The sequence below is a fragment of the Paenibacillus sp. FSL R5-0517 genome, assembly GCF_037974355.1.
GTDB lineage: Bacteria > Bacillota > Bacilli > Paenibacillales > Paenibacillaceae > Paenibacillus.
Genome location: NZ_CP150235.1, coordinates 305,967 through 318,175, shown reverse-complemented (window position 1 = coordinate 318,175; position 12,209 = coordinate 305,967). Strand labels below are relative to the sequence as shown.

General features: G+C 48.0%; 9 protein-coding genes. 1 reads left to right on the top strand and 8 read right to left on the bottom strand.

Annotation, left to right across the window (positions count from 1 at the left end):
* Positions 1–54 precede the first annotated feature (54 nt).
* The 7 genes from MKX40_RS01410 to MKX40_RS01380 all read right to left on the bottom strand — a co-directional run bounded on the left by MKX40_RS01410 (position 55) and on the right by MKX40_RS01380 (position 9,801).
* Positions 55–600: a GNAT family N-acetyltransferase gene (locus MKX40_RS01410; protein ID WP_339239123.1), complete on the bottom strand. Its 546-nt coding sequence runs from the start codon at positions 598–600 to the stop codon at positions 55–57.
* A gap of 49 nt (positions 601–649) precedes the next feature.
* Complete coding sequence (locus MKX40_RS01405; protein ID WP_339239122.1) at positions 650–2,254, bottom strand: response regulator; 1,605 nt, start codon at positions 2,252–2,254, stop codon at positions 650–652.
* Positions 2,251–4,161: a sensor histidine kinase gene (locus tag MKX40_RS01400; protein ID WP_339239121.1), complete on the bottom strand. Its 1,911-nt coding sequence runs from the start codon at positions 4,159–4,161 to the stop codon at positions 2,251–2,253. Before MKX40_RS01400 ends, MKX40_RS01405 begins: the two co-directional genes overlap by 4 nt.
* 28 nt (positions 4,162–4,189) lie before the next feature.
* Positions 4,190–5,038, bottom strand: a complete 849-nt coding sequence (locus tag MKX40_RS01395; RefSeq protein ID WP_339239120.1) for a carbohydrate ABC transporter permease — start codon at positions 5,036–5,038, stop codon at positions 4,190–4,192.
* Positions 5,035–5,985: a sugar ABC transporter permease gene (locus tag MKX40_RS01390; RefSeq protein ID WP_339239119.1), complete on the bottom strand. Its 951-nt coding sequence runs from the start codon at positions 5,983–5,985 to the stop codon at positions 5,035–5,037. Before MKX40_RS01390 ends, MKX40_RS01395 begins: the two co-directional genes overlap by 4 nt.
* Before the next feature lie 47 nt (positions 5,986–6,032).
* Positions 6,033–7,373, bottom strand: a complete 1,341-nt coding sequence (locus MKX40_RS01385) for an ABC transporter substrate-binding protein (RefSeq protein ID WP_339239118.1) — start codon at positions 7,371–7,373, stop codon at positions 6,033–6,035.
* Positions 7,374–7,557: 184 nt separating this feature from the next.
* Complete coding sequence (locus MKX40_RS01380; RefSeq protein WP_339239117.1) at positions 7,558–9,801, bottom strand: glycoside hydrolase family 88 protein; 2,244 nt, start codon at positions 9,799–9,801, stop codon at positions 7,558–7,560.
* Positions 9,802–10,175: 374 nt separating this feature from the next.
* Here MKX40_RS01380 and MKX40_RS01375 point away from each other — a divergent pair, with 374 nt between their 5' ends.
* Complete coding sequence (locus MKX40_RS01375; RefSeq protein ID WP_339239116.1) at positions 10,176–11,003, top strand: methyl-accepting chemotaxis protein; 828 nt, start codon at positions 10,176–10,178, stop codon at positions 11,001–11,003.
* A 162-nt stretch (positions 11,004–11,165) separates the two neighbouring features.
* On the opposite strand, the gene MKX40_RS01370 is transcribed toward MKX40_RS01375, so the two are convergent.
* Entirely contained in the window at positions 11,166–11,984 is an 819-nt protein-coding gene (locus MKX40_RS01370) for an endonuclease/exonuclease/phosphatase family protein (protein WP_339239115.1), read from the bottom strand.
* Between the last annotated feature and the right edge of the window lie 225 nt (positions 11,985–12,209).

Sequence of the window (12,209 nt, the reverse complement as noted above, 5' to 3'; positions counted from 1 at the left end):
TTGAACTCCATGGGTTGTATACAAGATAGAATTGTGATCTTCACTTTTTTACTATTAGTCTTTGAACCTGCCCATCACTATCGTGTCGTGATACTTTCCATTAACGTTTCGCCGATCCTTTTTCAAAATACCTTCGATCTCGAAGCCACTCTTTTGGTATAACTCAATTGCCTTTTCGTTGGATGCCACTACGTTTAACGTCATCTTCTCTACCCCTGTCTGGTCTGCCCATTCAATCGACTGCGCTAACAAGTTCTTGCCAATCCCATGTCCCCAGTACGCTCTGGCTACACACACGCCGAACTCAACCTTATGCCAAAAGCGCTTCAACTCTCTGCCTTCACATCGGGAATACCCCACAATTTCGCCCGCAACTACAGCAACAAGGAACAGATTCCGTGACTTATCAGTATCCAAATGGATGATCCGCCTAAACCCGGCTGCGTCGATATACGCTTCGCCCTCTTCCCGATCCATGTTCTCGGTTTCCCCGTCCATTTGTACACGAAGTGAAGACAAGGCCTCAGCATCTGTCTCCTCTGCGGATCGAATTGAGTAAGATAAGCCTTTAATGTAATATTCCTGTTGATCGATAATCATAAGAACCATTCCGCCTCTTCACTTTGTTAAAATACTTTACCCTTATCGCTTACCCCACCTCAGACGGACTCTTGCCCGTAAGCATTTTGAATACCTGGCTGAAATACGTCGCATTACGGAACCCCGTCATCTCACTCACCTCATATACCATGTAATGTCCCGACTGCAATAGTTCCAGCGCTCTCTGAATTCGGTACCCGTTCAAATAACTCACGAAATTCTCACCTGTCACCCTTTTGAACAGTTGACTCAAATACTTCGGGTGTACGAATAGTCCCTTGGCTATCGCTTCAAAACTAATCTCTTCAGCGTAATGAAGCTCCACATACTGTTTCACCTGCTCGATGAGTTTATTGCTTTTTTTCTCGCCCATCTCCTTGCGTATCTGTTCCAGCCAGTTGCAGATAATACGGTCCATCCAGTTTACCAGATCATGCAACGCATACTTCGATTGAATTTCACGCAAAAAATCACTCATCGCCAGCGGTGGCGTTAACATGGGATGAAGTCGGTTCCAGCTATGAATCAACGTGTCAAACAGACTGACGGCCACCACCTGTACATCCTGTATCCCAACACAGTTACCCTCTTTCAGCAAAAGGTGAATGTCCTGCCATAGCTCTTCCGCCAGATCAGGTCGAATATCCGCCCAAGCCTCATTCCATTGACGAAGTAATAATGAATAATCAGTCACACTTGCTTCTGTATCCTCAGATGCCTCGTAGTGGTAGATACGACTTCCACCCTGAAACTCTGCTGTTTCCACTGCCTCTCTGCTCTCAAGATAAGAATCTATTGCCTCACATGGGTGACTTTTGGATCTTCCGATTCCAGCACTCACTTCAATTTTCAGATACGTAAAGATCTGATCAATCATCCGCTCTATGAGTGGCAGGCATTCCTCCAATATATCTTTATCACCTAATAGAAGTAACACAAATACCTGATCCGAATAATCAACAATCTCTACCTGACCATTCATGCGCGCTGCCTGATCCTTCACCGTCTCCTGAATAATATCAGCCGCCCCATAGCGGAGAAGCTGCCAATCTCGTTCTTTCATCCGTGTCAAAAATACGGGGCGATTCAGCTGCAGACTAATCGCACGTGTCTGTGAGGACATATGAATGCCTATATAGTCCATGCGTTCTTTAGGTAGTTCATCTGCCCGATATCGCGTAGTCAGCAGTTCGTGAAGAAACTGTTTGCGCAAATACGGAAGTACCCGTCCAACTTCCTGCTTATACGTCCGCTCCAGCCGCTCATGCCGCTCTCGCACATCTTGTTCCAGTAGTACCTCTCGCAGCACAGACTCAATCTCCTCAACCTCAGCCGGCTTCAGCAAAAAGTGATTCACCCCCCAGCGCATGGCTGCCCTGGCGTTCTCGAATTCGTCATATCCACTAAGAATGATAATCGGCAGGTTGGGATGATCACGTCGCAACGTCTGGGTGATCTCAAGCCCCGTCATCCCCGGTAGATAGACGTCAGTCATAACGACATCGGGATTCATACGGTGGAACAGTTCCAGCGCATCCAAGCCATTGGAAGCCGTACCTGCAATGCTGAGGCCCAGTGAAGACCAATCGATATGATCAGTTAATGCCTTTACAATATGAGGATCGTCATCAACAAGCATAATGGTCTTCATCATTTTTCACCGTCCAACCATAGATTTAATTGCTCGTCGGTCTCAATACGCGGCAGCGTAATGGTCACTTCCACGCCACCTGAATCTCTATTGCTCAGTTGAACGCCATACCTCTTTCCACAATACAACTGAATCCGTTGATGCACATTCCGTACACCGATGCCACATGTCTCTTCGAGTTCCCATCCCTCCGGCAAACCTTGTCCATTATCCGTAATACGAATGACGATATCCTCATGCGGGCCAACCTCTTCGTGCATATACACTTGAATTCGAAGTGTACCCTCTTCAGGGTGCCCGTGCATAACTGCGTTTTCGATAAAGGGCTGCAAAATGATCTTCGGAATGTAACAACCGCGAATACGTGGATCGATCTGCTCCTGATAATGAATGGAGAACGGTAACCGCTCTGACTGTATATTAACGTAGCAACGGGCATGCTCCAACTCATCTCGAACCCGAATAAACAATCTTCCTCCACTCAGTCCAATCCGTAACAGCTTGCTAAGCTGCACAATCATGCGGCTGATATCCTTGGCTTCATAATCGAGTGCACGCCAGTGGATCATGTCGAGGGTGTTGTATAAAAAATGGGGTTTGATCTGGGCCTCAAGCAAGCCCGTTTGGGCTTCACGCTTGGCCCGGCTCTCCTCCTTCACCTGTTCCATCAGCGTTGTGAGTTGTGAAGCCATATGATTAAAGCCATAAGCCAAGTGGGCGTATTCCTCCGTAAACGAAAGGTGCACCCGGGTATCGAAGTCCCCTTTCTCCAGTTGTCTCATTCGCTTGATCAATTGTCGCAGAGGCCGGATGATCTGCCTCACGAACAGGTACGCAAGCACAGCGGAACATAACAGTCCCAGTATGGCGATACCGAGAATCTGCCAGCCCGCATGTCTGACCGGAGATAGCAGTGTGTACACCGGAATAGTCTGTACGAGGCGCCACTGGAGCATGGCTGGTCTGGAGTAGAGCACCAATTGCGCACCTCCTGATTGGCCGGAAACGACTTCATATCCGTCTGCGCCAGGCCGGACATGCTCCTGAATCCATGCACTATCTATAATAGAAGAAGATGCGTTTACGGCATCATCCATTTCTGGAGCTGTACTCACTTCATTACTCCTATTCGATCGTTCCTGTTCGTCCAATGCATCACCTTCAGCATGATCGGATTGTACATTCTCCCCTGCTGGATCAGCTTTCCCCATCTCCATTACGACATTACCCGCCGTATCTACCAACAAGACTTTTCCATCAAGCACCATGGGTACATCAGCGAACCTGCGTACGATGTCCGCTCTACTCAGTCGAATGAGCACATAGGCAACCGTTCCGCCATGACTGTCGAAAATCCGCTGGGCGTATCCGACCAGAGATTGGCCCGATTCGTTCTCACGCAGCGGTACCCAAGCCGCATCAGCCTTTTCCAGCGTAGCAAACCAAGAGTCATGTGCGATGGTGTCCACCGGAAATATGCGATCAGCCATCGTCACTGTCACTTCATTAAAGACATCCGTATACAGTTCAATGGAAGTAATGCCGTCACTCACGACCATGGTATGATCCAGGATTCGAGAGACCTCTCTCCGCTGGTGAATCTGTGCAAGTCTGCCCGTATCGGCCGTTTCGAGCAGATGGGACAGTTCCCGATTGCTTGCCAAACCATAGGCGGTTCCTGTTATCCCTGTAATGAAATCAAATCCCCGACGTGTGCTCTCGTTCAGAAGAGCCAGACGTGCTTTGCTAATCTCGGCAAATGTGACCGCGGAGAAAGACTGATATGCCAACCAGACAACAACCGAGACGAGCAACAGGTTAAACGCAATAAAGCAAGTCACCATCAACGTGGAGAGCTTGCTTTGTTGCAGCTTTTGATTAATGAATGAAGACCATCTGCCTTTCCCCATGGAAAAATCAACTCGTTTCGTCTTGGAATTACCCTTTGAGCCCAGAGGTCGCGATTCCTTCCACGAAGTACTTTTGACACACGATAAATACAATGAAACATGGCACCAACGACAACACCGACATGGCAAACATCGGACCCCAATCGGATTGAGAACTCGAATCAAGGAACAGACGCAGACCTAGCGGCACGGTGTATTTGCTAACGTCACTCAAGTAGATCAACTGACTGAAGAAATCGTCCCATGTCCACAAGAACGTAAAGATCATCGTGGTAACCAGTGCTGGAAACGCAAGTGGAATGATGATTTTGGTGTAAATTTTCACAGGACCGCAACCATCAATGGTAGCCGCCTCATCCAACTCTTTGGGCAATCCCCGGAAGAACTGTACCATGAGAAAAATGAAAAAGGCGTCGGTCGCGAGCCATTTTGGCACCACAAGCGGCAGATACGTATTCACCCACTCCAGGTGGTTGAAGAGAATATACTGCGGGATCAGCGTTACATGATGGGGCAGCATAATCGTCATGAGCATCAGGCCGAAACAGATGGCTTTGAAGCGAAAATTCAGTCGGGCGAAGGCATATGCCGCCATAGAGCAGGAGATGACATTGCCCAGCACGGCACCAAGCGACAGGATGACAGAGTTGGTCAGGAACCGGGAGAACGGGTTGCCCTGAATTCCAGACCAGCCATTCATGTAATTTTGCCAATTCCATTCCTGTGGCCAGAACCAGGTCTCTGTAAAGATCATATGTCCCGGTTTGAATGAACTGCCCAACATCCAGAGGATCGGGTAGAGCATGACAAAGGCGATGCCTGAGATCAACATATGTTTGCTGACGACCCATGTTTTAGAGTTTCGTTGTCCAATCATGATTTCCCACCATCCTCATAGTGCACCCACAGCTTGCTGCTGCGGAATACGAGCAATGTAAATACGCCAATCAGGATGACCAGCACCCAGGCCATCGCGGAAGCATAGCCCATCTGAAAGAAAGAGAATCCTTTTTTGTACAGATACAGAGAGTACATTAAGGTTGAATTCACTGGTCCTCCGCTACCATTACTGATAACAAAAGCCTGTGTGAACGATTGAAAGGACGTAATCAGTTGCATCACGAGATTGAAAAAAATGACGGGTGACAGAATCGGCAACGTGATATAGAAGAATCTCCGCAGAGGACCTGCTCCATCTACCGCTGAGGCTTCATCATATTCAGGTGGAATCTGCTTCAAGCCTGCCAGGAAAATAATCATGGATGATCCAAACTGCCATACCGATAAAAGCACGATGGAGTACAGGGCATACTTCGGATTAGCAACCCAATCGGGCGCCTTAATGCCCACCATGGCAAGCACACTATTGAGCAGCCCGTCACCGCCCAGCATTTTACGCCACAGCATTGCAATCGCAACGCTGCCTCCAAGCAATGTCGGAATGTAATACACGGTCCGGTAAATACCAAGTCCTCGAATCCCTTTATTGAGCAGCATGGCTACCAGCAGGGCAAAGATCAGCTTGACCGGTACCGATACAGCGACATACGTGAAGGTGACTTTGAGCGACTGGGTAAACAGTTTATCCGATGTAAACATCGTGGTGTAGTTATCCAGACCGACCCAAGAAGGGGCGGCCAGGATACTGTAATCAGTGAATGAGATGTATAACGATACCAACATTGGACCCAAGGTGAGAAATAACAATCCCACAAGCCATGGGGCGAGGAACAGAAGCGCGGCTCCATTATGCGCATATCTCCGTTTGACCCGCCGGGCAGCTACACGCTCGATTCGGGCTTGACTGACCTGTGATGTGTTCATCTTCGCAACCTCCCCGCAGTATTAGAAGTCTGAGACAGTTCCAATCGTTATTGACTTGATCCAAGTGTAGCCTTGGCTCCTTCAATAAACTGGGCAATGACATCTGGAGTATCGCCTTGACCGAAGGCAATCTGCTCGCTTGCGCTCTTGAAACTTGTGTCCACTTCAGCAAATCCTTGCGGGTATGGTGGATCGATCTCACTGGAATGCTTCGATACGGTATCGATAAATTGGAAAATGACTTGCTCCGCTTCCGGCAGCGTTGGCTGCATCTGCTCACGAATGCTTGAGTTAACCGGCACACCACGTTCAGAACCAAGAATAGCGGTTGCTTCTGGATCATTGACCATGAAATCAATGAACATGGCAACTTCCTTCGGATGTTTGGTTTTGCCATAACCAGAGAGGAACTGGCCTGGTTTCAGGTATTCGCCAATTTGCTGCTCGTTGACACCATGCGGGAGTACTTGTATCCCAAGCTTATGATCCTGGTTTTTGTTCACCTGCTGGAATGTCAGCAATTGATTGGACCATGCAAAATCCATGGCAGCTGTACCCAGTGAGATCGGGCGGGTCTCCAGTGCATTGGTTGTGGATGCCGTGATCTCCGCTGTGGTCACTCCACCATTCTCGCGCAGTGCGCCCCACATATCGAACCACTGCTGGAGCTCCTCGCTGGTAGCGGTCATTGTGCCACCGTCGAACAAACCTTTTCCGGATTGTCGGATAAATACTTCAAACATGTTGGTTGTACCGGAAATGTCTGCAGATCCATAGAACCCATCACCTTTGGCTGCGGCAATCTTGGTCGCAATATCCCCAAAATCCTTCCATGTCCAGCTCTCTTGCGGTTCTTCAATCCCTAATTCCTGAAATACGGTGGCGTCATAGATGACACCTGGTGCGTTTACTCCGAGGGTAATTGCATATAATTTATCGTCAATGGATCCGGCTGTAATCATGCTCTGATCATGATCCTCTGTTCGCAGCTCTTTGCTCTCTGCAAATGGGGTCAGATCAAGCAAGGCACCACGCCGGGCAAAGTCAGTCAGAAATGCGTAATCCATCTGGATGATATCCGGTGCATTTGAACCGGCTACCTGTGTCGTTAATTTGTCAAAATAACCATCCCAACCGGAGTATTCAGGTTTAATGGTGATTCCCGGATGTTTTTCTTCAAATAGTTGAATGACTTTGGTCGTCAGATCATGTCTGGTCTGTGATCCCCACCAGGTCATGCGCAGTTCAATCTTGCCTGAAGAGTCTCCTTCACTTTCACTTGCTTCGCCAGAAGAAGCTGGCTTATCCGTGGCTCCTCCCGAACAGGCTGTAGCGAACAATAACAGGGACAGGCAGAACAGGGTTACCCACTTTTTCGTGATCATCATGAATGAATTTCCTCCCCTTTTCACTTCTGTGGAATCGCTTACAAAACCTATTGTATCGGTCCATTGCTGGACATGACATAAACAAAAGTAAGCTTTCCTGTCAAAAAAGTAAGGAGTTGAAAGAATCACAAACCACCGGGAATAACATTCCCGGCGGTCGTGTTCCCGTCTCAGATATGGTGTGTCAGGAATGTGAGACTGCAGGTGAAGACACCATGTGTTCGGCCAGATGTTTCTTCATTTTGGCCACCTCGGTTCCTGCCAGCATCATAATGCCTATTCCGTGATTGTCATTGGTGACGGTACGCAAGTCCTGATCGTAATACTCTGCCGTAAATGCATATCGTGATCCACTGCACACGCCATGGACATTACCTTGACGATCAATCGCTTTACAGATGAGTCCCTTCCAGGCCCGTTCGGCGGCCGTGACGTAAACTTCAGGGTCTTTGAACCAGCCAAAACGTACCCCTCTCGCAAAACCATAGGCAAACATCGCCGTGCAGGAGGCTTCTTCATACGTCTGCGGTTCGTTCAACACCTGATGCCACAACCCACTTTCCCCTTGAAGCGCCGCATATCCTTCACACAATTCGTTGAAGAAATTAATTAGAGTCGGGCGCTCGGGATGCTCTGCCGGCAAAGCTTCCAATACCTCCGTCAAGGAGAATAATGTCCAGCCATTGCCCCGTCCCCATGGAATCTGCGTGGCCTGTCCGTATTTGAAATCATACACATGGGACATGATCTTGAACTCAGGCATGAACAGATACTTCCGATACAGTGAAAATTGTCTGGCGGCTTCATCCAATGCGGCGGAGTTGCCTGTCACCCGTGCATAACGAACGAGAAACGGCGTGCTCATATATAGATCATCTGCCCACATGGTATTCTCAGCATACTCCCCTACACATGTGCGATAAAATGCCCCATCTTCCTGCCGTTCCAGGCGGGAGAGCATAAAATCTGCAATCCGTTCAGCAATCGGAAGAAACGTCGGTTCATGACACTCTGAATACGCTTCCATCATGGCCGAACCAAAAGAACCGCAGTTATCCAGCATTTTCAGCATGACCAATTGTTGATTGACTGCCGGGAAACCATACTGCTCCCGATCCCATAATGAGTACTCATACATCTGGGTACATGCCTGCACATGCTCCGCCGCATAACGTGTAATATCCGGTCTCTGCAAATAACGCCCCGTCCGTAATAGACCATAGACAGTGACACCTAATGGATAATCCCAGCGACCATAATTGGTCACACTACCCACAGTCCATTTGTTGCTTAACATGGCGTTTTCATAATAAGGTCTAATCCAGGCATCCGGTCGATCCAAACGCCAATATGTCTGTTCTTGCCCCGTTTGGTACACTCGGTCTGTTCGGGTAAGATCCTGCACATCCGGTTCAATCTCCGACTCAAAGGGACCGACATATAACCAGGACTCTCCGGAAGCACCGTGGACACGCTGAGGAAGTTCCAATGAAAGTGGCTTACCCGAAACGGTTGCATTCAAATTAAAATGCCACGGTCCTGCCGCATCATTGCATTCACTTCGGACGAGCAGGTCACTCCGCCCAAAAGAGGCTGCTACCTCCACCTCAAACGGACCTGCCTCCTTCACTTGTGCCACAGGTTTGCCGCTAATCCATATGCTTAAAGAACCGGAGGATTGACCTGACAATCGTACCTGACTCCCGGTTGAATCGGTATTGTTCAGATGCGTCCAAGCATACACATGCCGTCCAGGGAGATGTCCGTATATTCGTTCGAGAGCCGGCTTGGTTATCTCTTCATTAGACCAGCCTGTCTCAGGCAGCCACTTCAAACTGTAATCTGCTTCTTTTCCAAGCAGGTCTGGTTGCTTACTCGCAGCAAGGTTTGGTTGGGAGAACACCCAACCCGCTTGTCCCTGTCTCTCCTGAAACGGCGCAAATACGTTCAGAATACGCACTTTACCTTCATCTGAGCCGAACTGGCAACCGAAGCCGGCAGGGGTATTTTTCATTTCCAGCCAAATGGTGTTCCAACCGGGCTTGATATCGATGCTGAGCTTCACCGTTGCATCAGGACTGATCTCATCCATTACGGTAGAGCGATAAACCAACTGCTCATTAAAATAAAAGCGAACAGGTCCATAACAGCGAACCAACACATCCAGATTCCGATCCTCATCCCCCCAGACCAGCGCAGCTGCGTAAGATATATGATCTTTGGGAGCGTCAGGAAAGCGTTTACCTAAATTCAGATCATAAAGCCCTTTCTCATTTTGCAAAATACCAGACTTCTGGAATACCCGATATACAAAATCAGCCTGCGCATTGGCCCCAATATACCTCTCGGCCAGCACTTTCAACACCTGATCCTGATCTTCTCCAAATCGGTAATACATGCTCTGCGGTTCGCTGAAATAGGTTGTCATTGATCGCACACATCCCTCTCACATTGAAATAAAATCTTATCCGAAATAAAACGTCCAACCGGGCAGCTCAGACCCATATTCTGCTGTGGCAGGATCTAGAGATATAGCGCTTAACCTTCGTAAGGAACGCCCTTGCCCTGAACGTTAATATATTCTATTTTACTCAGGCACCAATTAATAATCCCAGTATAACTGACATGTTCTATGGTGGCTACAGATTTTTGTTTACGCTTACAAATAAATTCGAAGCGCTACTTTATGTCTCGTCCGTTGAACTTATATTTGAACATTCGTTTAAAAAAACAGAAACCGTTACCGATATAGATAGTAGGTCGAAAAATTCCACTTTTTGTATCGGGAAGGAAAGATGCACATTGAATACTCTTGAATCTCTGGTAAATGCTATGCCTTTTGTTAGCCAAATGTTCCGTGACGACATATCCATATCCATTAATGATCATGAGAAAGTTTTGTATTTTTCCGAAGCAAAAAGTCTGGAGATTGGCGTGAAGGTCGGAGATGAGCTGCATGACGATTACAAAGATTTCAAAATGCTCACCAACAAGGATACGCGTACCGTGGCACGCATGCCTGGTGATCTGCAAGGCAGACCTTTCGACGCCATCCTTATTCCCATCAAGGAAAACGATCAGGTCGTGGGCATATTGGGTGTGAACTACGCATTGGATAGTCATATGACACTGGAGACGCTGATCCGTGAAAATGAAACAACTATTCATGCGCTTGTCGGTGGCATTCAGCAGATTGCGGCACATTCGGAAGAACTCTCTGCAACCTCAGAGGAGATTCTGCGCAACTCCAAAAAAGCTTCAGAGAACTCGGTTAGTGTGTCTAAAGTAACAAACGTCATTCGTGAAGTATCGGAACAAACCAATCTGCTTGGACTGAACGCCATGATCGAGGCAGCTCGTGTGGGCGATCAGGGAGCCGGATTCGGTGTGGTTGCCAGTGAAGTACGCAAACTGTCCGATCATACGAAACAAGCAGCGGCTGATATCGAAACCTCTCTCGGTAGTGTACAGGATTCCATGAAACATATGGAGCAGGAGATCGGTCAGATTACAACCGCAACAGTAGATCAAGCCAAGCTCGTTAGCGAGTTTATGGAAAGCATTGAACAGCTTAGCGAGACAAGCGAGAATCTGAAAAAGTTCGTACATCAGATGCTGGCGTTAGAATAGTAGGCCAGTCCCGCAACAAAATGAAGAACAACCATACTACATGTACATAGGAAATGATGTTTGAATGCAACAAAGCCTCCGGCTACACTTCCCTTAACAGGAAGTCAGCGGAGGCTTTGTTTCTTTAATTGAGAGGATATCCCATTTATAGCCGCATGGCTGTTAGATCTCTACAGCAACGCCAAAATGGTCGGACACGACCGGCCCGTTTTTACCGTTCAAAACCACAGTGGAAGACTTGGCCTGAATGGGACGATTGGAGAAGATATAGTCGATTCGCAAATCGCGTTTGTTGTCTGCCCAGCCGGCAATGGCCTTCACCACGGTTGCTCCTTCATCCTTTTGCAATGCTGTGGTGTACAGGTCGTTCCAGCCTTTGCTCATCATATAGTCATAGCCTTCTCCACGCACTTCCGCGACATTGTTGAAATCACCCATTATATATAACGGCTGATCCATGTAGGGGGCAAGCTTGCTCTCTGTCAACTCCCACTGTCCCTTGAACGGTTCCTGCGCATCATCCCACCAGTTATAGTGTCCGTTCACAAACCAGGTTGCTTCACCTTGGACGACCGTCTGGATTCCCACAATCTTACGGGTCCGGTAATTGTTATAATCACGCATGTGGGACACGTATTCTCCAAAAGCCTGTGTGATCGGCGTCCGGCTAAGGATCGCCAGTCCTTCATCGTATTTTTGGAACCCGACATGTGCGGGAATCCACGTCCAGTAATATTGCTCTGTCAGCTGCTGAAGCAGGACGTAGGCGTAGTTGTCTTTTTTAATCACAGCATCCGATTCAGTCGCATAATACCGCCTCAGTTCTTCTTCAGAAAGCGCCGCTTCCTGCATGGACTGGTTAACCTCCTGCATGGAGATTACATCAAATTGATGTGTATTTATAAAATCAGCCAGCTGACCGATCTTGTTCAGTTGATCCTCTTCCGCCCAAGCGTGTGTGTTTAACGTCAGTATTTTCATATGCTCTCTCCTGTTGTTTGTAATATGACCGTTTCCCCGGCCTGCATCGTTCCTGAAAGGAATACATACGATAAGCATACACAATATGAGGCAATCATGCATGCCACTCGCTCACGGCACCTGCGTATTCATCCAAATTCATGTTTGTCCAAAAAGAACTTCATATTCTTATAACCCATGCACGGATTGGCTCATAACTGATATGATGGATACAACGATTTTACA

What these genes read in the sequence shown, in the direction of transcription:
- MKX40_RS01395 (WP_339239120.1), bottom strand. Translation starts at nt 5,038, where the DNA reads ATGATTGGACAACGAAACTCTAAAACATGGGTCGTCAGCAAACATATG.
- MKX40_RS01380 (WP_339239117.1), bottom strand. Translation starts at nt 9,801, where the DNA reads ATGACAACCTATTTCAGCGAACCGCAGAGCATGTATTACCGATTTGGA.
- MKX40_RS01390 (WP_339239119.1), bottom strand. Translation starts at nt 5,985, where the DNA reads ATGAACACATCACAGGTCAGTCAAGCCCGAATCGAGCGTGTAGCTGCC.
- MKX40_RS01370 (WP_339239115.1), bottom strand. Translation starts at nt 11,984, where the DNA reads ATGAAAATACTGACGTTAAACACACACGCTTGGGCGGAAGAGGATCAA.
- MKX40_RS01385 (WP_339239118.1), bottom strand. Translation starts at nt 7,373, where the DNA reads ATGATGATCACGAAAAAGTGGGTAACCCTGTTCTGCCTGTCCCTGTTA.
- MKX40_RS01410 (WP_339239123.1), bottom strand. Translation starts at nt 600, where the DNA reads ATGATTATCGATCAACAGGAATATTACATTAAAGGCTTATCTTACTCA.
- MKX40_RS01405 (WP_339239122.1), bottom strand. Translation starts at nt 2,254, where the DNA reads ATGATGAAGACCATTATGCTTGTTGATGACGATCCTCATATTGTAAAG.
- MKX40_RS01400 (WP_339239121.1), bottom strand. Translation starts at nt 4,161, where the DNA reads ATGGGGAAAGGCAGATGGTCTTCATTCATTAATCAAAAGCTGCAACAA.